We start from the raw sequence: 21295 nt of genomic DNA on the forward strand, positions 1-21295 counted from the left end.
TGTCTTTAAACTGGTAAGGGCAGGTTTAAAACCCGCCCCTACGATTAATGTATATGTGATGTTACATTCTTTCGTGGAAAGAACGGCTGATTACTTCCAGCTGATGTTCACGGCTCAATTTGATGAAATTTACGGCATAACCTGATACGCGGATAGTAAGTTGCGGGTATTTTTCAGGATGCTCCATTGCATCTTCCAGCATTTCACGGTTCAGCACATTTACATTCAGGTGGTGTGCCCCTTTGGTGAAATAACCGTCCATCATGGTTATCAGATTCTCTATACGGGTTTCCCGATCCACTCCTAGTGATTTTGGTACGATAGAGAATGTGTTACTGATGCCGTCCTGAGCATCACGATAGCGTAGTTTGGCTACAGAACTCAATGAGGCGATGGCACCGTTCTTATCACGTCCGTGCATCGGGTTGGCACCCGGAGCGAAAGCAACCCCTTTGGCACGACCGTCAGGAGTGGCACCTGTTTTCTTACCGTACATTACATTGGAGGTGATAGTCAGCAGTGACAGGGTAGGACGGGCGTTTTTGTATACCGGATGTTTCTTTAATTCTTCACTGAAGAAATAAACCAAATCTACTCCTAAGTGGTCTACGCGGTCATCATCATTACCGAAGCAAGGATATGTATTTTCAATATCAAAGCCTTCAGTCAAACCTATATCATTACGTTTGGCACGTACCTTGCCGTATTTGATGGCAGACAATGAGTCAATGGCAATGGACAGACCGGCTACGCCATATGCCAGATTGATACGTGGATCGGTATCAATGAATGCCATTTGAGCCTTTTCGTAATAATATTTGTCATGCATATAGTGAATGATATTCATCGCATCATTATACACACGTGCAATCTGCATTAATACTTTCTTATAATTAGACCATACTTCTTCAAAGTTCAGCAAGTCTCCTGTCAATACAGGAATATCTTTCACCATTACAGTTCCTGTATTTTCGCAACGTCCGCCATTGATAGCTAGTAACAGAGCCTTAGCCAGATTACAGCGTGCCCCGAAGAATTGGATTTGTTTGCCGATAGCCTGATAAGACACACAGCAGGCAATGCCATAATCGTCACAGTTACGCACTTCGCGCATCAGCGTATCGTTTTCGTACTGTATGGAAGAAGTGTCGATAGAAACCTGTGCGCAGAATTCTTTGAAACCTTCCGGCAACTCCGGACTCCACAGTACAGTCATATTGGGTTCAGGTGACGGACCCAGATTGTATAGTGTTTGTAAGAAGCGGAAAGAAGTTTTTGTTACTTTGGTGCGTCCGTCGTTGAATCGTCCGCCGATAGATTCGGTCACCCAGGTGGGGTCACCTGCAAAGATGTCATTGTATGATTGCATACGCAGATGGCGGACCATACGTAACTTGATGATAAACTGATCCACTAGCTCCTGAGCGAATGACTCGTCAATTTTACCATGATCCAAATCATATTGAATATAGATATCCAGGAATGAAGAAACGTTGCCCAATGACATAGCTGCTCCATCTTGTTCTTTCACGGCAGCAAGATATGCCATATAAACCCACTGAACCGCTTCTTGTGCATTAGTAGCGGGACGGCTCAAATCGAGTCCGTAATATTCACCCAATATTTTTATTTCTTTCAGTGCTTTAATTTGTTCGGCTACTTCTTCGCGCAGGCGGATACGGGCATCGGTCATCGGACTGGTGATATTGCGCAAATCTTCTTGTTTTGCTTCAATCAGTCGGTCGATACCATACAGTGCCAAACGGCGGTAGTCACCAATAATGCGTCCGCGTGCATAGTTATCGGGCAGACCGGTCAGGAAACCGAGTGAACGGAAAGAGCGGATTTCTTCGGTATAAGCATCAAATACGCCATCATTATGGGTTTTGCGATAATGAGTAAAGATATCCTTTACTTTTTCATCTACTTCCACACCGTTTTCATGGCAGGCTTTTTCTACGACCTTGATACCACCGTAAGGTTTGATGGCACGGCGCAGAAGTTCGTCCGTCTGAAGACCTACAATCAGTTCGTTTTCACGGTCAATGTATCCTGCTTTATGTGAGGTGATAGTAGATACTGTTACATTATCAAGGGAACGAACTCCGTTATTGGCACGTTCTTCTTCTAGTGCCTTGAGGCATTCGTTCCACACTTTTTTAGTTCGCTCTGTGGGGCCTGCCAAGAATGAGGCATCGCCCTCATAAGGGGTAATGTTGGTATATACGAAGTCTGAAACATTAATTTCCTTACTCCACAATCCATCCTTAAAAACTTTGTTCATTTCCATACTGTCATTATTAATGATGATTTAGGGCTGCAAAGGTACTCCTTTTTTGTGAGCTATGCATCACTATTAGTAGGTATAATGCGAATGCTTGTGCATTTTTAGGGTCAATGTAAAAAGCTGAGGGGTAAATTTATAAATTGTTATCTTTGTTTCCAAATTCATAGCTTATGGAGTTAAACGGTTATCGCCTTCTTCTTCCTGAAGGCACTTTAGATTACTTTGATCTTGTTGATGTGAAGGAAAGCGTAAATGAAGTTGTGATCTATCTTGAGGAGAAAAATATCGTTCCTGAGAAGTATACAGATCAGGATACTGAGAGTAAAGGCTTTTATGACCCTGTTATTGTTCAGGATTTTCCTCTTCGTGGCAAGAAGGTCTTCCTTAATATTCGTCGTCGTCGCTGGCTCTTAAAGAAGCATAATGAGTATATCTCTCGTAACTGGCGTATGGTGGCTGAAGGTACTCGTATGACGCAAGATTTTGCGTCTTTTTTAAAAGAACTATATTGATAGCTATCCGATCAGTTGCAAGCTCTTAGGTGTTTTATCTGGAGTTGACGGGGATTTATTGGAGCGTCAATACCGTAACCATCTAAGTGGTTATCTCCATTGGGACCAACTTGTTCATGCAGAGAGTTGGCTACTATTCGAAAAGAATATCGGTGCTTGTATCTGTATTGATGAGGTAGCCCTCTCGCGTGGGGAACTCTATACTGTCCTGACCAATAAAGAAGCTCACGGTGGTAAAGGTAGTATGATTGCTATCATTAAAGGTACGGACGTTCATACGGTCACTTCTGTCCTGCTTAAGCTATCCCGTCGCCGCCGTTACCAAGTGCGCGAGATTACTTTGGATATGGCTCCTAACATGGAGCAGATTGCACGCATCTGCTTTCCTGCGGCCAAACGTGTTACCGATCGCTTTCACGTACAGAAGTTAGCTTATGAAGCGGTGCAGGAGATGCGTGTAAAAGCTCGCTGGGAGGCTTTGGATGAAGAGTCCACTCAGCTTGCTTATGCAAAGGCCTGTGGAAAGATGTATCATGCACCTGTTTTCGCTAATGGAGATATAAGAAAGCAGTTGTTAGCGAGAAGTATTTATCTGCTTTACAAGAAGGAATCCTTATGGACTCAGTCTCAAAGAATACGGGCTGAAATTCTTTTCAAGGAATATCCCGATATAAAGAAAGGATATTATCTGTCTATGCGGTTAGGCTTAATCTATCATCAGTGTAAGTTTAAGGATATTGCTTTGACAAGGCTGGCAAGGTGGTATGATGAAGTAGATAAATCAGGGTTCCTCACCTTTGGAAGGGTCGCACGTTCTATACAAACACATTATCTGGATATAATCAATTTTTTTGAAAGGAGGGCAACCAATGCCGAAGCTGAGTCATTCTATGCTAAAATCAAAGCATTTAGAGCACAGTTCAGAGGAGTAAGAGATAGAGCTTTTTTCTTATATAGACTTGCTAAATTATATGCTTAAATATAAAATCCCTCAGATTGTTACGTTGACCCGGTATAATGCGAATACTTGTGCATTTTTAAGTATAAAGTAGTCAATAAATGAAAAAATGATAAGTACTCTTTTTATTTTAGTTTTATAAAAAAATAAAGCTAATTGGTGACAATAAACCAATTAGCTTCTAAAGGTAGCGGAACCGGGAATCGAACCCGAGTTTCAGCCGTGAGAGGGCCGCGTCCTAGGCCACTAGACGATACCGCCATCAGTTGCTCTTAACTCTTTTTCTAAGACGCTGCAAAGTTAAAAGTTTGTTTTTAATCTGCAAAATAAAAAATGATTTTTTTTGTGCTGTTACTATAAAATAGGAATTTAATGGTCAGTCCGAAAAAACTGTGGGTATGTTATGTTAATACGCGAAAGTAAGCTATCAGTGCGGTTGGATTAAAAAAACAACCCAATGCGATTCTGATCGCAATCTACATAAGTTACTACTGGTTATCTTCCCTGAAGTTTTAATGAAGTATTTTGAGCCGTCTTTTTAGGGCTTCCGAAAGCCTTGATCTCAAATCGTTGAAAAATAAAAGCGGGTCATAAACTACTTTTATGACCCGCTTGCGGAAGCTGGGGGATTCGAACCCCCGGTACGGTTACCCGTACGTCAGTTTAGCAAACTGGTGGTTTCAGCCACTCACCCAAACTTCCTTCTTTTCAGAAGCGTTATCTCTCAAACGCGGTGCAAAGATAAGGGGATAAATTGAATTATGCAAACATTTTGCTCTTTTTTTAGATATATTTTTTTTGATGGAAGTAATAAGATGCTGATAGTGAAGTGCTAATGGATGGAATTAATTTTTCTCCCAAAAATCCAAACATTCTTTAGCCACCTTATTGGGCAATGGTATTTTTTGATATATTCAATGCTGTCGGCGGATAATTGAGAAATTTGGGTTAGCTAATAAACTATCTAGTTTATTATAAATGTCATTTTCTTCAGGGTATACGTTGATGATAGGATGAAGTCTGTCTTTGCCTAATAAGTTGTAATGTTCCTCTTCTGCACCTTCTACAACTATAATTCCTTTGCTCATGGCATATAATGCATTTTAATCCCAGGGGATAAGAATAAAGTTGATCTAACATTATATCGCACCCGTCCATAAAATATTCACATTCGTCATACGGGGTGAAAACGGTTTGTTGTTTGATTTCGCATGCAGATGGATGTCTGTAATATAATTTATAGAGGGAGCTATAAAGCCTCAACATCTCCAGTGGAGTCGCGGGGGTGGAAAGCCCACCCTTCTCTACTTCTACCATAGAGGACGTAAGTAGCTGAAAAGCGAAAATGGATTAGAAATTTTCATTCTAATCCATTTTCGCTTTTGGAGGTTCCTGGCGGATTCGAACCGCCGTACACGGTTTTGCAGACCGCTGACTAAGCCACTCATCCAAGGAACCTTGTCGTTAGCAATCTTTGTTTCTCGATTGCGGTTGCAAAGGTACGACATTTTTTTTAATCTGCAAATATTCTGCTATTTTTTTCTCACTTTTTCTGCATTTTTTTCGCAACCGTACTTTGGCTTGTTCTGCATAGACTTCATGGCGCAGTCCGAACTACAGCATTCACACGGATTGCTATTGTTCTTTATGCGCTTGAAATACTGAAAGATACGTATGCTTATCCATATGGTGCAGAGGCATACAATTGCAATAACTATAATTTGTTGTAACTCCATGCTTGATAAACAAATAATTTTAGGTTTATTAAACGATAAGACTTCCTATTTGAAATACAGTAAATGCAACAAGCCAAGCCAATCCAGTGGTGTATCCTGCTGTGAATATGGCCCATTTCCAACTGCCGGATTCTTGCTTGATTGCTGCGAAAGTGGCAATACAGGGGAAGTAAATCAATACAAACAGCATGTAAGCTAATGCAACCAGTGGAGTAATGGGGATGCGGTTAGAAAGATTCACATTTTCCACATCTCCTTCATTTGTGTATAATACTCCTAGTGTGCTTACTACCAGTTCTTTAGCACCCACACCTGAAATAAGTCCGATTCCTAACTTCCAGTCAAATCCTAGCGGTTTGATAACAGGCTCTATGGCTTTGCCTATTTGTCCGATATATGAATTTTCTTGTTGCTCAGCCACGTTTTCGTAAGCATCATGTTGTGGATAATACCCTAGAAACCAGATAATAATTGAGGCAATCATGATAATGCCTCCCATCTTTTTCAGATATTGTGCTCCTTTTTCCCATGTATGGCGCATGATACTTTTAGAGGTAGGCATACGATAGGGGGGGAGTTCCATCACAAATGGAGAATCTTCTCCTTTCACCAGAAATTTACTGAAAATACGGGCCATTATTACTGCCAATAAAATGCCTGCTGTGTAGATGCAAAGTAGCATAAAGCTGGCGCAGTTAGGGAAAAAAGCACCTATCATAACTAAATATATGGGAAGACGAGCACTACAGGACATTAAAGGATTCACCAACATGGTGATTAGTCTGGACTTTCGGTCTTCTATAGTACGTGTTGCCATTATGGCAGGTACATTACAGCCGAATCCCATAATCAGTGGAATAAAGGACTTGCCATGCAGTCCCATCCGGTGCATTATTTTATCCATGATAAATGCAGCGCGTGCCATATACCCCGAATCTTCCAATATAGAAATAAAAAAGTATAATATGAGGATATTCGGCAGGAAAACGATAACACCGCCCACTCCACCGATAATACCATCTATCAGTAAGTCTTTCAAAGGACCTTCAGCCATATTGTTCCGTATCAGGTTGCCCAACTGGTCTACTAGCCATTCAATACCTTGCATAGGGTAGTCACCCAAAACAAAGGTTCCCTCAAACATGATGTAAAGGAACAGGAAAAAAATAGGATATCCCCAAATGCGATGTGTCACAATACTGTCTATCACGCGGGTTGTTTGTTCTTTTTCCAAATGATTGTCGGTGAATGTTTCCTTCAAAGCTCCGGTAATAAAACCATATTTAGCATCCGTAATAGCTTGCTCGCTGTCTTCGTTCATCACTTTACGGATACGTAAGGTTTCCTTGTTGCGTATCGCTATGATTTCTTTGCCATTAGGCAGTGTAGAGATGAAATTTTCTATTTCCTTATCGTTTTCCAGTAATTTGATAGATAGGAAGCGGGTGGAGTATTTATGGCGTATGTCTTCGTTTTGACTGATTGCTTTTTTTACTTCTTCGATACTGCGCTCCAGTTCAGGACCGTGGTTAATGTGAATATGGCGCATATATCCGCGTGGGCGGGCATCTTCCTCTTCTTTGTGACTTCCGAATTCGTGGTCGGGTACATAGGTTTTGTGCCAGTCTCTCAGATCTTCCAGAATTTCAGAACGTATTTCGCCCTTTTGTGACAGGAAATCCCCGCCTTCGTAAATACCGATGATAACATGAAACAGTTGGTCTATGCCTTCACCCCGCCGGCAGACAGTAGGTATCATAGGCACTCCGATCAATTGGCTTAACTTGATGTAATCCAGTTTGTTGCCGCTGCTTTCCAGTTCGTCATACATATTCAGTGCGATGACCATACGCACATTCATGTCAATCAATTGGGTGGTAAGATAGAAATTACGTTCCAGGTTGGAAGAGTCTGCCACATTGATGATTACATCCGGAGTTTCTTCAATGATATGTTTGCGTACATAAAGTTCTTCCGGAGTATAGGCTGAAAGAGAATAGGTTCCGGGTAAATCTACAATACGGAAATGATAACCTTGGAAGTCGAAAAAACCTTCTTTGGCATCTACTGTCACACCACTGTAGTTTCCTACATGTTCATGGGCGCCGGATGCAATATTGAATAGCGAAGTCTTTCCACAATTAGGATTACCTACTAAGGCTACATTGATTGTACGGCGTTTGCCTTTTGCCAGTGCCACCAGTTCTGATTCGGACACGGGTACATCTTCTGTTATGGAACCATGGTAAGGGTTTTGCATCGTGCGTGCTTCCTGCTCGCTTACCACCTCAATCATATCTGCCTCTTGTCTTCGGAGAGAGATCTCGTAACCTAGTAGTCTGTATTTTATAGGGTCTTTCAAAGGGGCGTTCAAGATTACCTCTACGGTTTTTCCTTTAATAAAACCCATTTCAACGATTCGCTTGCGGAAACCACCGTGACCTAAAACCTTGACTATTACGCCTTTTTCTCCTGTTCTTAATTCGGATAAACGCATCTTGTTTTAAATTTTTCGCAAAGATAAGTTATTACTTAGAAGTATGCAAACTATTTAGATTGTTTTTAAATAAAGAACAGGCACTTTGTTTTTGTCTTGCAGAACCCTTATCTTTGTGTCATGTTTCATTGGAATATTCAGAAGTATATAGAGGAAAAACAACTTTTCACTTTGCATGATAAGGTGTTAGTGGCATTGAGTGGCGGAGCAGATTCGGTAGCTTTGTTGCGTGTCTTGCTTGTTTTAGGGTATCATTGTGAGGCTGCCCATTGTAACTTCCATCTTCGTGGTGAGGAGTCCGATAGAGATGAAAGGTTTGTCAATGAGTTGTGTAAAGGGCTGGGAGTGACTTTGCATGTTACTCATTTTGATACAGTCACTTATGCTTCAAGGCATCATGTTTCTGTTGAGATGGCAGCTCGCGAAATGCGCTATGATTGGTTCGAACAACTGCGTAAGGAGAGGGGGATGGCTGTTATTGCCGTAGCCCATCATCGGGACGATAGTGTGGAAACTTTTTTATTGAATTTGATACGTGGCGCGGGAATCAATGGCTTGAAAGGTATCAGTCCGCATAACGGCTGCATTGTACGGCCTTTGTTGGAGGTGAGCCGTCAGGATATTTTGGATTATTTGCGTTGTTTGCGTCAAGGTTATGTTACAGACAGTACCAATCTGCAAGATGAATATATGCGTAATAAAATCCGTCTGAATATTCTTCCGATGTTGCGTGAGCTGAATCCTTCTGTCAGTGAAAGTATAGCTGAAACATCCAGACGTCTGACTGATGTTTCTCTTATATATAATAAGGAAATAGAGGCGGGGAAAGAAAGGGTGATGGAAAAGTCCGGCCATATTCTTATTTCTCGTTTGATGGAAGAGAGTGCTCCGGCGGCTTTGCTGTTTGAGATTCTTCATCCGTTAGGTTTCAATTCCGTTCAGATAGGAGATGTATTCCGCAGTTTGTCTGCCCAGTCGGGAAAAAGATTCGTTTCTGCCGGATGGGAGGTGTTGCGCGACAGGACGGAGCTGATTATTCGCAGGAGGAAGCCGGCGGATGAGGAAGTGGAGGAAAATGTGCCCCCATTCCGGCTTGCAATGGAAACGCAGGAAATAATGCCGGACTTTGTCATCCCCAGGAATAAGAATACGGCCTGTTTGGATGCGGATAAGGTGGTACTACCTCTCACGGTGCGTAAATGGCGGCAGGGGGATAAGTTTGTTCCTTTCGGAATGAAAGGGAAAAAGAAGGTCAGCGATTATCTGACAGATCGTAAGTTTTCTCTTTTCCAGAAAGAAAATCAGTATGTGGTTTGCTCAGCAGACCGGATTGTATGGCTGGTAGGAGAGCGTAGCGATGACCGTTTCCGGGTGACGGAAGATACGAAACGGGTACTGATTATACGGCAGTTGGAAGATAAGTAGAATTTTTTTCTTTCCTGCTTTTTCATGAATGACAGGGAATGTTTCCTGAAATCTTGTAGCAAAAATCCGCGAATCATGCAACAAGATTTCAGAAATCATGTAGCAAGATTCGCGGATTTCAGATGGAGCTTCCCGGTATTATTTGCAATACTTCTGTATCAGTCCGTCTACCACTTCATCGCCCAGTTCTTTTGCTTTGGCAAAATTTGCACAGGCTTCTTTGTTTTTCTTTAATTGTATCTGGCAGTATCCCAGCATACGATATGCGGCTGCGGCTTTCGGGTCTAAAGAGATAGCCTTTTCCAATGCTTCTATTGCTTCGTTATGTTGCCCTACACGTAGATGCACCGAACCTTTTTCCACCCACATGGCTACATCCTCAGGAGTCATTTCTACTGCTTTATTAATGTCGTTGATAGCTTGCTGATACATTTTACATTGTATTTCCGCCTGTTCGCGTTGCAGATAAAAGGCGGCTGTAACGCGTCCACCGATGGCATCATAAAAAGTATCATAATCTATTACCGCTTCACGGTATTTGCCTGTCTGGGCTTTTATCTCTGCCCGTTCATAGAAATAAGGAGCCGCTTCCGATGTATAAGGCTTGGTGAAACGTGCCACAGCACTATCCATCAAGGCAATAACCTCGTTCATATCTGTTCCTTCAATCAGTTGTTTGGTTTTGGCTGCCGAGTAAAATGTAGCGGCAGAGGCTATGGAAGACTGGTTCACTTTTTCATAAGCGGCGTATGCCTCAGGATATTTTTTCATAGCAAACAGAATGTCTCCCTCCAATTGTGTGTAAATGGGTTGGTTGTCGGCCTGCATGGCATCATGAATAATGGAGAGAGCTTTGTCGTAACTCCAGTCACCGTATGGTTTCTTGTCACCTAAAGAGATGGTGTACGAATAAATTAATTTAGCGATATTATATTGCGTTTCACTCTTGTTGGCTGTCACTTCCAGTGCTTTCTTCAGGTCGGCATCTGCCAAAGCGTTGTGTTCATCATCATTAAATCCCATATAAGTAGTGGCACGGCGTATATATCCGTCCGCGCTGTTGGGATATTGTTCCAGGAAATCGTTTAATGTGGTGATATATTCGTCCTGATTTTGTTGTGAAGATGCCATGAACAGGTACACCAGTGCTTGGTCTTCTGTTTCGGGCAGTCCTTTTTTGATGCCGATTTTATTCAGTGACATATCGTTCAAAGAAAGGGCGGTGATGCTCAGCGAGGCACCGTATGTAGCTCCGATGGCATAACTTTCCTTGGCTTCATCCGATGCGTTTTTTTGGATTAAACCTAATACTTCTCCATTGGCATTCATAATAGGGCAACTTACTGTTTTTTCGTTGGTTGTCATTGCCAGTGTATAGTAATATGCCTTGTCGCCGATGGTGTCTACTTTGGTGACGGTCCCTGTCTGGCAGGTTGCCGCTTTTTGAGTCGAGTAGGGTAGCAGATAGACTGTTTCACCTACCGATGCCGGCTGTGATGCCGATTTTAATGCTATGGTCTTTTTATCGGTTTCAGTATTAAATTTTACGATGTCATACATGGAGTTGGCTCCCAAGATACGCAATACAGGCAATTCTTTACTGTCCGCATTAATGATTACTGCACGTTCGGCTCCTTCAAACAGGGTATAATCGGATAATGCCGTTCCATTTTCATTGATATAGAATCCATTTCCTGTATTCTTGATTTTGTTATCTTTATCGTATGTAACGATGGAAAAAACGGCTTTTTTAGCTTTGCCGGCCCACTTTGGGGTTGCTTGTGCATAGCTTAGCTGGGCGGCTATGCCGCATGCCAGTATCAAAAGTACTTTCTTCATGATATAGTTAGTTGTTTGTTAACGATGATACGGTATTTATAAAGCGGATGCCGTTTTGTCTTCTGTGAAGCCGCGTTGCTTTACAGCTTCATAAATCAGAATACCTGCGGCAACCGATACGTTCAATGATTCTATTTTACCCATTAACGGTATTTTGATCCATTCATCGCACAGGGAAAGGTGTTCGTAGGGAACACCTGTGTCCTCGGCTCCCATAATGATACATACAGGATCTTTATAGTTTGCTTTGGTGTAATCATAATCACCTTTTTCCGTGGCTGCTACAATCTTGAATCCGCAGTCTTTCAGATACTTGATGGTATTAGTCAGATTTTGTTCGCGGCATACGGGAAGAGTGTGCAGAGCTCCTGCTGATGTTTTCATTGCGTCGGCATTGACACTGACACTGTTTTTCGAGGGAATAATAATGGCATCTGCACCGGCACATTCGCAGGTACGGGCAATGGCTCCGAAGTTACGTACATCGGTAATTCCATCCAGCATGACGAATAGGGGTGTTTTTCCTTCTTCAAACAGGAAAGGTACCAGATCTTCTGTTTTCTGGTAGGTGACAGAGGAGATGAATGCTACAACTCCCTGATGGTTTTTCCGGGTAATACGGTTAATACGCTCCACGGGTACACGCTGAACAGGGATGAGGGTATTTTTCAAGCAGGTAAACAGTTCTTTGGACAGTTCGCTCTGTATATCTTTCTTCACCAATACTTTATCTATCTCTCTTCCGGCTTGTATGGCTTCAATAACAGCGCGTACACCGAAAATCATTTCATTCTTTTCTAACATATTTAATAAGTGGTTAATGGTTAGTGACAGGTGGTTAGTGGTAATTGGCACTAGCCACTTATCAGCGCCTTTGCATTGTTCAGGGCTGCCTCTGTCAAGGTAGCCCCACTTAGCATATTGGCAATTTCTTTTACTCTTTCTTCATCAGTCAGGCGGCGGATGTGGCTGTTGGTGCCTGTTTCCGTATCTTCCTTATATACTTTATAATGAGTGATGCCGCGTGCTGCAATCTGGGGCAGGTGGGTGATGCTGATGACCTGACGGTTTTGTTTTCCCATCTCCTGCATGATGAGCGCCATTTTCTCGGCGATGGAACCGGAAACTCCGGTGTCTATTTCATCAAAGATGATAGTAGGCAGTTTCACAGCTCCGGCTATCATGGCTTTCAGCGAAAGCATGACACGGGCAATCTCACCACCCGATGCTACGGAAGCTACATTTTGTAATGTTCCATTCTTGTTGGCCGAAAACAGGAATGTCACACTGTCCATCCCTTTACTGTCCGGTTCCTTGCGCGGATTCAGTTCCACCACAAAGCGCACATTGGGCATACCGAGAGGAACCAGCAGGCTTTGCATCTGTCTTTCAATGTGCTTGCCCGATTGGGAACGGAGTTTTGTCAACACAGCAGCTTGCTTTATCACTTTGTCATATAGCGTTTCTTTTTGGGCGGTAAGTTCTGCTATACGGTCATCAAAAGAAGTGATGGCGTTCAGCTTCTCATGATAGTCGGTTTGCACGGCTATCAATTCCTCTATTGTTTGTACGTGATGCTTCTGTTGCAAAGAGTAGATTAAGTTCAGGCGTTCATTTACATAATCCAGACGGGTGGGGTTGAACTCCACTTCCTCCTGTGCGCCTGCTATTTCATGCGACAGATCTTTCAGTTCTATGTAACAACTGTCTAAACGCCCTATCCATTCCTGGGCACGTGTGTACACTCTCGCTATGTTATGCAGGGTTTGCATACATTCTTTGGTAGCGGATAACAGGCTGGCATCTTCCGAAGCCATTATTTGGTCCACTTTGTACAAACCCGCTTTTATCTCTTCGGCATGATTCAAGGTTTCGGCTTCCTGTTCCAGTTCGGTTTGTTCTCCTTCCTGAAGGTTTGCATCATCCAGCTGTTCCAGTTGGAACCGGATGTAATCTTCATCCTTCCGGCTTTGCTCGGCTTGCGTTATGAAGTCGGCCAGCTGTTTGCATACGTTTCTGTACTCGGTATAAATATCCTTGTATGCTGAAAGTTCGTTGTCATCTTGTGCCAGGATATCCAATACATTCAATTGGAATCCCTCACTGTTGAGCAACAGGTTTTGATGCTGGCTATGTACATCTATCAGTTTCTCGCCCAGTTCCTTCATCTGCGCCAATGAGGCCGGAGTATCGTTTATGAATGCGCGGCTTTTACCTGATGCATATAACTCGCGGCGGATAATACATTCATCCGGATCATATTCCAAATCTCTTTGGGTAAAGAAAGGCTCCATCTGATAGGCGGAGATGTTGAAACGTGCTTCTACAATACATTTATTGGCGCCTTTCTTGATCGCTTTGATATCGGCCCGTTGTCCCAGTAACAAGCCGATAGCGCCTAGAATAATCGATTTACCGGCGCCGGTCTCTCCGGTGATGACAGAGAAGCCGGGGGTGAAACTGATATCCAATGTATCAATCAATGCATAATTCTGTATATAGATAGATTGCAGCATATTCTTGCTCCTTTTTAATAATTTGCTGATTTGTCAATTTGCTAATTTGCTGCGCTGTTGTATTCCGCATGGTAATTAGCGCATTAGCACATTGGTAACGTGGCAAATTAAGAAATTATTTATTATTTACCAGTCTGTCAATAATATCCCTTGCTACTTCCTGTTTGCTTTTCAGCGGATAAGGAGTTGCTCCCTGACGGTCTATAATCGTTATTTTGTTGGTGTCACAACGAAACCCGGCTCCTTGGTCGTTCAATGAGTTCAGTACAATGAAATCAAGGTTCTTACGTTCCAGTTTTCTTTGTGCATTTTTTGTTTCATCATTTGTTTCCAAGGCAAATCCCACTAATGTCTGTCCGTCTTTTTTCCGGTTTCCCAGTGCGGCGGCAATGTCTTGTGTGGGTTTCAGTTGCAGTGTTAAATTATCTTTCTCTCTTTTGATTTTATGACCGGCTACGGTTTCCGGGGTAAAGTCGGCCACTGCCGCACACAGGATGCCGGCCGAAGCTGTAGGAAACTCGCGGATGGCGGCTTCGTACATTTCTCCGGCACTTTCCACATCTATGCGGCGGATGTTAGGGTGATGGGCCTGAATCGTTACCGGTCCGCTGATTAGCGATACTTCCGCTCCACGTGAAGCGCATTCCTCGGCAAGTGCGAATCCCATTTTTCCTGAAGAATAATTGCCGATAAAGCGTACCGGATCTATTTTCTCGTAGGTTGGACCGGCGGTAATGACTACTTTCTTTCCGGCCATGTCTTGTTGTTTGGCAAAGAAAGCTTCCAGAATTTCCACTATTTTTTCCGGTTCTTCCATTCTGCCTTTTCCTACCAGATGGCTTGCCAGTTCCCCTTCTGCCGGTTCTATAATATGATTTCCGTAAGAACGGAGCGTGTCCAGATTCTTCCGGGTGGAAGGGTGTGCGAACATATCCAGATCCATTGCCGGAGCTACGAATACGGGAGCTTTCATTGACAGATAAGTCGTGATCAGCATATTGTCCGCTATTCCGTTGGCCATTTTACCAATAGTGGATGCGGTAGCCGGAGCGATAATCATGGCATCCGCCCATAGTCCCAAATCAACGTGGCTGTTCCATGTCCCGTCACGCTGGGCAAAAAACTCGCTGATAACAGGTTTGCTTGTTAATGCAGACAAAGTGATAGGTGTGATGAATTCTTTGCCTGCGGGGGTAATCACGACTTGTACTTCCGCTCCCTTCTTAATAAGTCCGCGAATGAGTATAGCCGCTTTATAGGCGGCTATACTTCCGGTTATACCTAGTACGATTTTTTTTCCTTTCATACTCATTTCATCATTCCTGATTCACGTAGTCTGATTTTTGTCAGTACGTTTTTCGTGTTCAGCGTAAAGTCACCGTTCAGTATCCAGCTGTAGTAGCCCGGATCTTTTTGTAATACTTCGCTGACCGACATTCCTTTGTATTTCCCAAAATTAAAGACTTCCACGCCTTTGTCATCATAAACAATGCGTCCGGCGAAATCTACGTTCTTGTTGAAACTTGAATATTCGGCTAGAAATGCCATATCGTTTTGCAATTCTTCCGGATAGCGGTCCAATTGGGATTTCAGTACTTCGTATGTGGCACGTGTGTCGGCTTCGGCTGTATGGGCATCTTCCAGATTCTTTCCGCAATAGAATTTATAGGCGGCAGACAGGGTGCGCTGTTCCAGTTTGTGATAAATCACCTGCACGTCAATGAATTTTCGTTTCATCATGTCAATGTCTACTCCTGCGCGCAGGAACTCCTCGGCCAAAACCGGAATGTCGAAACGATTGGAATTGAAACCGGCAAGGTCACATCCCTCAATGTCCCGGGCTATCTCTTTTGCCACTTCCTTGAAAGTAGGGCAGTCCGCCACATCTGCGTCATAAATACCGTGGATGGCAGAAGATTGTTCGGGAATATGCATTTCCGGATTGATACGCATGGTCTTCGTTTCTTCGTTGCCGTTTGGATACACCTTCAGATAGCATATTTCCACTATTCTGTCTGTGTTTATATTTGTTCCCGTTGTTTCCAAATCGAAAAAAACAATAGGATTCTTCAAGTTCAATTTCATTTTCAGCTTGTATTATATATTGTTTTTCCGCCACATGGTGGCGTGTCGTTTTTAGTCGTTCAGCATCATAGGCATCAGCAGCATCAGCAGGTCTTCTTTTTCTTCCTGTTCTACAGGAACAATAACACCCGCACGTGAAGGATCAGCCAGTTCGAAAAGTATTTCCTGTGCCGAGATATTGTTTAAAATATCGATCAGGAATGTTGATTTAAAGCCGATGCTCATGGGGCTTCCTGTATATTGGCAAGTCAGTGTTTCTTCTGCTGAGGTGGAGAAATCTATGTCTTGTGCGGAGATCTGGATCTGATTTTCACTGAGGCGGAGTTTTATCAAACTGCTTGCTTGTGATGAGAATACAGATACACGGCGGAGCGCACTGATCAGCATCATGCGGTCAATGGTGGCCTTGTGCGGATTATCCTGCGGAATTACTGAATTATAATTGGGATAGCGTCCTTCGATAAGACGGCATATCATGCTGTAGTTTTCTAATGTAAACGTAGCGTTACGGTCGTCAAAATCAATTTGCACATCTCCTTGTTCTTTCGGCAACAGGTTCTTCAGCAGGGTTGCCGGTTTCTTGGGCAGAATGAAAGCGGCTTTTTCATCGCCGTGTGCCACAAATGTTTTATTGCGTACTAATTTGTGCCCGTCTGAGGCTACGAAAGTGATGTCTTCGGTAGTGATATCAAAATAAATACCATTCATTACCGGACGTAACTCGTCATCGGCAGTAGCGAACAAAGAACGGTTGATACCTGCCAGCATCACCGGAGCGCCCATTGTTACGTGTACCGCATTTGCGCCTAATGCGGGAGCCTGCGGATATTCGTCGGCATTTTGTCCCATCAGGCTGTATTTACCATTCTGATATTGTACGGTGATTTCCAGATTCTCTGTATTTACCAGGAAAGTCAGTGGTTGTTCGGGTATTTCTTTCAGGGCTTCGAGTATGGTTTTTGAAGAAACGGCAAAGCGTCCGTCACCGTCACTTTCATTTACTTCCAAAGAAGTGGACAGGGTCGTTTCGCTGTCAGAGGCAGTGAGCGACAACGTTCCGTCAGTCAGTTCCATTAAGAAACAATCAAGAATAGGTAACGAATTTTTGGAGTTGATTACTCGGCTAATAGCTTGTAAATGACTGAATAATCCAGTACTTGAAACGATGAACTTCATAGTTTTATATTATTATATTTATATTCTATATCTCTATATTCATTTAACTGCCAAAGTTACGAAAAGATTATGGTTCAAGCGCAAAAAATGGCGAAAAAATTAGTTTACTCGCAAGGAAAAGTGTACTTTCGTGGCGAATTTAAATAACGTAATATGGAATTAGCAGGAAAAGTAATAGCAGTCCTCGAACCGAGAGGAGGAGTTTCAAAGACAGGAAATGAATGGAAAGTACAAGAATACGTAATTGAAACGCATGATCAATATCCTAAAAAAATGTGTTTTGACGTATTTGGAGCAGATAAGATAGCGCAATTTAATATTCAGGCAGGTGAAGAGTTGAATGTGTTTTTTGATGTGGATGCCCGCGAGTGGAATGGTCGTTGGTTCAACAGTATCCGTGCGTGGAAAGTAGAGCGTGTGGGTGCCCAGGGACCTGTTGCACCGGATGCTCCGTTTCCTCCCATGAATGCTGCTCCCGCTGCACCGGTAGATTTTGCCGCGACAGACGAGAAGGATGATTTGCCTTTCTAGGGGATAGAGGATTCCCATAAACATAAATAAGCCGGCAGGATCCGTGAAAAGGATTTTGCCGGCTTATTTTATATAGTCTGTTTTTATGGTCATTCTCAATCATGGTGTGAAGTGTTGATGGGATATTTGCGTTCCATGAATTTCCATTTATCATCCGGTGTGGTATGATTACGGTGGAGTAAATTAAACAGGCGGAAACTATATTGCTGTAGTTGCCGCCTGTTCTTTATTTGGTTAAATAAAAAAGTCTTAAAATGTAGTGTAGAAGATTTGCATTTTCAGCTTATTCTCAGGATTCGTTCCACCTTTTAACATAGCGCTTTCCATACCTAAGCTGTTGGATATTTCAACTATTTCATTGTTTGAATTGGATACTGCTTTGACAGGTATGATGACAACTCTGTTCCAGTCCGGATTTTTAGCGTCCCATTCTTTTCCGTCTTCTTCCTTTTCAGGATCTCCACCTGCTGCTGTTATGCCTTTTTTCCGTTCCTCAATGCAGTAAGTGATTAAGGGAGCGATGTTGGTAAAGGTGTATGTATTGTTACTGCTGCTATATGAACTTAAGAAAGAAGTCTTGTTATCGATAATCTTGTTTTCTTCAAAGAACGAGAACATATCTTTCTTTCTGACCATCAATACATATTGGGGGATGCCCATTTTGTATTTGGACTCTTTCTCGTTGTAGCGTGTGAATGATACATTTACACCATTTAGCGTATCTCTTTTATGTTCATTGTAAATCTCTGCAATGGGGAAAGTCGCTTCTGTAAAAATACCTGCCGGACTTTTGAGGTAAGTATGGTCCGGATCTTGGGCTAACTCTTCCAATCTGTTACCGTTACTGAAGTGGTTGGCTTGTATCACTTCCTTGGTTGCTCCAAAGAAATAGGATTTGTAAACCAACGAATCCCGCTTGCCGGAAGAACTTTCTATCAGGGCTTCAAAATTAAGATTCAGGCTTAAACCGTCAATGTATAAAATGGTTCCGTCGCCATGAGTACAGCGAATGTAAACTCCCTTTAATACATTCTTGATAAAACTTTCAGGAGTCTTGAAATACTCTTTGTTCTCCTTGTATTTGTTGAAGATGTGATCGCCTAATGAATTGGGCAATTTGATAGTCTGTATAATTGTTCTTTGCTTGACACCGCTGCTTGTGGTTGTAGTTTCATCTTTGCTTGTAGACGGACCTACTGCCGAATAGGCTTTTACAGCGATAGGCTTTCCTTTTTCGTTATAATAATCTTTAGGATCCACACTGGTATAGAAAGTGCTTAGTTCTTTTTCAGGAATAACCTTGTCCAATGTGTCAACCTGTAAGCGCATGGCATTCAGTGAGTCGCCAAAGAAAGACCCGTATTGCAGACTTATATTTACTCCGATGACTTTGGTCAGCTCTTCTTCAAATTTGAAGTTGTCCATACAGGTGAACTGTGCTATAAAGTCGGCAGTAAATTCTCCAAATTGCTCATCGGTATATCGTCCTAAATATGCAGTACTGGTACGTGCATAAACGGAGTCGGCCAACAGAGATTTGGTGGTAAACTCATAACTGTCTGTATTTGCCGGAATCTTATCTCCACCGGGGATAAGATCAGTCCCGATGCCGGTTGTTGAATCATCGCAACTATAAATAAGTGCAGCCAACAACAATGCGCATAAGTATTTGATTTTCATCTTTATTATTCTTAGTGAGTTATTTCTTTTCAAACTCCCATACTTTGTCATAGAACTCATTGAAAGCATCTACATAGGTATCGGCAGGCTGATAGTCGAGCACGGGCACACCCGATTCACGGGCGAATTTCATGACATTCTCGTTCACTTTTTCGCTGTTTTGTATCACACCGTCGGAGTAGGCAATGGCCAGTTTGCACAGCTCCTCGTAATTTGCCGGAGATTTGACGATGCTTTCCACATCATTCTTTTCAATGCCTTTCAGCATGAGTTTTTCAGTCAGATTACCTTCGCAGTCCGATTTGAAATCATCTTCAAATACCGAAAATACTACTTTTGAGTCTCTGAATGACGGTTCATCCTGATAAGCCTTCTTGATATAAAGAGGTACAAATGCACTCATCCACCCTTGGCAATGGATAATGTCCGGACACCAGCGTAATTTCTTTACCGTTTCCAATACGCCGCGTGCATAAAAAATAGCACGTTCGTCATTGTCTTTGTATTCTACACCGTTTTCGTCAGCTACCATTTGGCGGTGCTGGAAATAGTCGTCATTGTCAATGAAGTAAACCTGCATACGTGCAGCTTGGATAGATGCTACCTTGATAATCAGCGGATGGTCCGTATCGTCTATGATTAAATTCATGCCGGACAGGCGGATGACTTCGTGTAATTGGTTTCTGCGTTCATTGACATTGCCCCATTTTGGCATAAAAGTTCTGATTTCTCTGCCTTTTTCCTGAATAGCCTGAGGAAGAAATCTTCCCATGTTTGCCATTTCGGATTCGGGAACGTAAGGGGTAATCTCTTGTGTAATAAATAAAACTTTATTTGCCTTCATCTTAACTTTTTGTTGCTCATAATCATTTTGCAAAGATATAAAAAAAATAGATGAGAGTGGCAAGAAACGAGGAATAATAATTCCTTATGATATGTTAAGTGGCTGGTAATTAGTCGTTAGCAATTTGAAGTTAATGGCCGATGTCTTGCGGAATTAGGTGAAAAACGGGAAAGAACAAGTGGCCCGCCGGTGGCTGAAGAGGGCTTATTGCGCCATATCTGCAAGGTATTAACCGCTTATTACTAATTACTCATCATTAATTAAAATTCTTTTTTTTCTTCGTTATCTCCCAAATAATGGTTTACTTTGCAGCCGTTTTAAATGAAACTACTCAAACAAAAGAGATAAAAAGATGAAGTTAGTTCAAACAATCAAAGAGCTTCAGTCAGAGCTGGATGCCCTGCGTAGTGAGGGAAAGACAATAGGTCTGGTACCTACGATGGGTGCACTCCATGCCGGACACGCTTCGTTGGTGAAACGTGCTGTTGCAGAAAATGATGTAGTGGTGGTAAGTGATTTTGTGAATCCTACCCAGTTTAACGACAAAAATGACTTGGCAAAATATCCGCGTACATTGGATGCCGATTGTGAATTGTTGGAAAAAGTAGGGGCGGCTTTTGTTTTTGCTCCGTCTGTAGAAGAGATTTATCCTGAGCCTGATACCCGGCAGTTCAGCTATGCGCCGTTGGACACAGTGATGGAAGGCCGTTTCCGTCCGGGACATTTCAATGGAGTATGCCAGATAGTGAGCAAGCTGTTTATGATTGTAAATCCTACCCGTGCTTATTTCGGCGAGAAAGATTTCCAGCAGTTGGCTATTATTCGTGAAATGGTGAAACAGATAGGGTTCAACGGACTGGAAATTGTAGGTTGTCCTATTGTGCGTGAGGAAGACGGGCTGGCATTGAGCAGCCGCAATGCACGGCTTTCTGCGGTGGAGAGAGAGTATGCGCTGAATATTTCGCAGACTTTATTTAAGAGTTGTACTTTTGCAAAATCTCATCCGGTCGCTGAGACTCAGAAGTTTGTAGAAGATGCGATTGCTGCCGCTCCGGGTTTGCGTCTGGAATATTTTGAAATAGTAGACGGCACTACGCTTCAGAAAATAACGGATTGGGAAGATACGGATTATGCAGTAGGTTGCATTACGGTATTTTGCGGAGAGGTACGTTTGATAGATAATATAAAATATAAGGGATAGTGATCGTT

The 21295-nt window shown here is 42.6% G+C and carries 16 protein-coding genes and 3 tRNA genes; 5 read left to right on the top strand and 14 right to left on the bottom strand.

What is annotated here, in order from left to right; genetic code table 11:
• Positions 1 to 61: 61 nt before the first annotated feature.
• Positions 62 to 2290, bottom strand: a complete 2229-nt coding sequence (gene pflB / locus AB5062_RS02225) for a formate C-acetyltransferase (RefSeq protein WP_005847919.1) — start codon at positions 2288 to 2290, stop codon at positions 62 to 64.
• 167 nt (positions 2291 to 2457) lie between these two features.
• Between pflB and AB5062_RS02230 the strand changes: the two genes are divergently transcribed.
• A complete protein-coding gene (locus tag AB5062_RS02230; RefSeq protein ID WP_008668438.1) occupies positions 2458 to 2799 on the top strand; it encodes a hypothetical protein in 342 nt (113 codons plus the stop codon).
• A 58-nt stretch (positions 2800 to 2857) separates the two neighbouring features.
• The gene (locus AB5062_RS02235; protein WP_315977105.1) at positions 2858 to 3778 is read left to right on the top strand and encodes a transposase; all 921 of its coding nucleotides are present in this window, start codon (positions 2858 to 2860) and stop codon (positions 3776 to 3778) included.
• 167 nt (positions 3779 to 3945) lie between these two features.
• On the opposite strand, the gene AB5062_RS02240 is transcribed toward AB5062_RS02235, so the two are convergent.
• From AB5062_RS02240 to feoB, 5 genes are all read right to left on the bottom strand, one after another.
• Positions 3946 to 4018 (bottom strand) — tRNA-Glu (locus tag AB5062_RS02240).
• 354 nt (positions 4019 to 4372) lie between these two features.
• Positions 4373 to 4459, bottom strand: a tRNA-Ser gene (locus AB5062_RS02245).
• A 212-nt stretch (positions 4460 to 4671) separates the two neighbouring features.
• Positions 4672 to 4845, bottom strand: coding sequence for a hypothetical protein (locus AB5062_RS02250; RefSeq protein WP_224205405.1), 174 nt, complete (start codon positions 4843 to 4845; stop codon positions 4672 to 4674).
• A 295-nt stretch (positions 4846 to 5140) separates the two neighbouring features.
• Positions 5141 to 5215: transfer RNA gene (locus AB5062_RS02255), tRNA-Cys, on the bottom strand.
• Between the two features lie 306 nt (positions 5216 to 5521).
• Positions 5522 to 7990 (bottom strand): ferrous iron transport protein B, encoded by a 2469-nt coding sequence (gene feoB, locus AB5062_RS02260; protein WP_005843433.1) that lies wholly within the window; start codon positions 7988 to 7990, stop codon positions 5522 to 5524.
• Between the two features lie 120 nt (positions 7991 to 8110).
• Here feoB and tilS point away from each other — a divergent pair, with 120 nt between their 5' ends.
• Positions 8111 to 9415, top strand: a complete 1305-nt coding sequence (tilS, locus tag AB5062_RS02265) for a tRNA lysidine(34) synthetase TilS (RefSeq protein ID WP_117870476.1) — start codon at positions 8111 to 8113, stop codon at positions 9413 to 9415.
• A gap of 138 nt (positions 9416 to 9553) precedes the next feature.
• Here the strand turns inward: tilS and AB5062_RS02270 are convergent, their stop codons facing one another.
• From AB5062_RS02270 to dnaN, 6 genes are all read right to left on the bottom strand, one after another.
• Positions 9554 to 11254 (bottom strand): serine protease, encoded by a 1701-nt coding sequence (locus tag AB5062_RS02270; RefSeq protein ID WP_005843437.1) that lies wholly within the window; start codon positions 11252 to 11254, stop codon positions 9554 to 9556.
• 36 nt (positions 11255 to 11290) lie between these two features.
• On the bottom strand, positions 11291 to 12058 hold the full coding sequence (rlmB, locus tag AB5062_RS02275; RefSeq protein ID WP_005843440.1) for a 23S rRNA (guanosine(2251)-2'-O)-methyltransferase RlmB: 768 nt from the start codon (positions 12056 to 12058) through the stop codon (positions 11291 to 11293).
• Between the two features lie 50 nt (positions 12059 to 12108).
• Complete coding sequence (recN, locus tag AB5062_RS02280; RefSeq protein WP_005843444.1) at positions 12109 to 13770, bottom strand: DNA repair protein RecN; 1662 nt, start codon at positions 13768 to 13770, stop codon at positions 12109 to 12111.
• Positions 13771 to 13885: 115 nt separating this feature from the next.
• Positions 13886 to 15082 (bottom strand): bifunctional phosphopantothenoylcysteine decarboxylase/phosphopantothenate--cysteine ligase CoaBC, encoded by a 1197-nt coding sequence (coaBC, locus tag AB5062_RS02285; RefSeq protein ID WP_008667349.1) that lies wholly within the window; start codon positions 15080 to 15082, stop codon positions 13886 to 13888.
• On the bottom strand, positions 15079 to 15855 hold the full coding sequence (locus AB5062_RS02290) for a 3'-5' exonuclease (protein ID WP_005843449.1): 777 nt from the start codon (positions 15853 to 15855) through the stop codon (positions 15079 to 15081). Before AB5062_RS02290 ends, coaBC begins: the two co-directional genes overlap by 4 nt.
• Before the next feature lie 51 nt (positions 15856 to 15906).
• Entirely contained in the window at positions 15907 to 17031 is a 1125-nt protein-coding gene (gene dnaN / locus AB5062_RS02295; RefSeq protein ID WP_005843451.1) for a DNA polymerase III subunit beta, read from the bottom strand.
• A gap of 153 nt (positions 17032 to 17184) precedes the next feature.
• Between dnaN and AB5062_RS02300 the strand changes: the two genes are divergently transcribed.
• Positions 17185 to 17562 (top strand): DUF3127 domain-containing protein, encoded by a 378-nt coding sequence (locus tag AB5062_RS02300; RefSeq protein ID WP_005843453.1) that lies wholly within the window; start codon positions 17185 to 17187, stop codon positions 17560 to 17562.
• 249 nt (positions 17563 to 17811) lie between these two features.
• Here the strand turns inward: AB5062_RS02300 and AB5062_RS02305 are convergent, their stop codons facing one another.
• Positions 17812 to 19242, bottom strand: a complete 1431-nt coding sequence (locus tag AB5062_RS02305) for a DUF4270 domain-containing protein (protein WP_016270391.1) — start codon at positions 19240 to 19242, stop codon at positions 17812 to 17814.
• 19 nt (positions 19243 to 19261) lie between these two features.
• Positions 19262 to 20086, bottom strand: a complete 825-nt coding sequence (locus tag AB5062_RS02310) for a glycogen/starch synthase (RefSeq protein ID WP_005843457.1) — start codon at positions 20084 to 20086, stop codon at positions 19262 to 19264.
• Between the two features lie 352 nt (positions 20087 to 20438).
• On the opposite strand from AB5062_RS02310, the gene panC reads away from it, so the two are divergent.
• Positions 20439 to 21287, top strand: a complete 849-nt coding sequence (panC, locus tag AB5062_RS02315; RefSeq protein ID WP_005843459.1) for a pantoate--beta-alanine ligase — start codon at positions 20439 to 20441, stop codon at positions 21285 to 21287.
• The last annotated feature ends 8 nt before the right edge of the window (positions 21288 to 21295 follow it).

The organism is Phocaeicola sp. RTP21359st1_B8_RTP21360_211022 (assembly GCF_040911965.1).
Classification (GTDB): Bacteria; Bacteroidota; Bacteroidia; order Bacteroidales; family Bacteroidaceae; genus Phocaeicola; species Phocaeicola vulgatus.

Excerpts from the sequence above, each read along its gene's own strand:
- pflB (WP_005847919.1), bottom strand. The coding sequence starts at position 2,290 with ATGGAAATGAACAAAGTTTTTAAGGATGGATTGTGGAGTAAGGAAATT.
- AB5062_RS02230 (WP_008668438.1), top strand. The coding sequence starts at position 2,458 with ATGGAGTTAAACGGTTATCGCCTTCTTCTTCCTGAAGGCACTTTAGAT.
- AB5062_RS02250 (WP_224205405.1), bottom strand. The coding sequence starts at position 4,845 with ATGAGCAAAGGAATTATAGTTGTAGAAGGTGCAGAAGAGGAACATTAC.
- feoB (WP_005843433.1), bottom strand. The coding sequence starts at position 7,990 with ATGCGTTTATCCGAATTAAGAACAGGAGAAAAAGGCGTAATAGTCAAG.
- tilS (WP_117870476.1), top strand. The coding sequence starts at position 8,111 with ATGTTTCATTGGAATATTCAGAAGTATATAGAGGAAAAACAACTTTTC.
- AB5062_RS02270 (WP_005843437.1), bottom strand. The coding sequence starts at position 11,254 with ATGAAGAAAGTACTTTTGATACTGGCATGCGGCATAGCCGCCCAGCTA.
- rlmB (WP_005843440.1), bottom strand. The coding sequence starts at position 12,058 with ATGTTAGAAAAGAATGAAATGATTTTCGGTGTACGCGCTGTTATTGAA.
- recN (WP_005843444.1), bottom strand. The coding sequence starts at position 13,770 with ATGCTGCAATCTATCTATATACAGAATTATGCATTGATTGATACATTG.
- coaBC (WP_008667349.1), bottom strand. The coding sequence starts at position 15,082 with ATGAGTATGAAAGGAAAAAAAATCGTACTAGGTATAACCGGAAGTATA.
- AB5062_RS02290 (WP_005843449.1), bottom strand. The coding sequence starts at position 15,855 with ATGAAATTGAACTTGAAGAATCCTATTGTTTTTTTCGATTTGGAAACA.
- dnaN (WP_005843451.1), bottom strand. The coding sequence starts at position 17,031 with ATGAAGTTCATCGTTTCAAGTACTGGATTATTCAGTCATTTACAAGCT.
- AB5062_RS02300 (WP_005843453.1), top strand. The coding sequence starts at position 17,185 with ATGGAATTAGCAGGAAAAGTAATAGCAGTCCTCGAACCGAGAGGAGGA.
- AB5062_RS02305 (WP_016270391.1), bottom strand. The coding sequence starts at position 19,242 with ATGAAAATCAAATACTTATGCGCATTGTTGTTGGCTGCACTTATTTAT.
- AB5062_RS02310 (WP_005843457.1), bottom strand. The coding sequence starts at position 20,086 with ATGAAGGCAAATAAAGTTTTATTTATTACACAAGAGATTACCCCTTAC.
- panC (WP_005843459.1), top strand. The coding sequence starts at position 20,439 with ATGAAGTTAGTTCAAACAATCAAAGAGCTTCAGTCAGAGCTGGATGCC.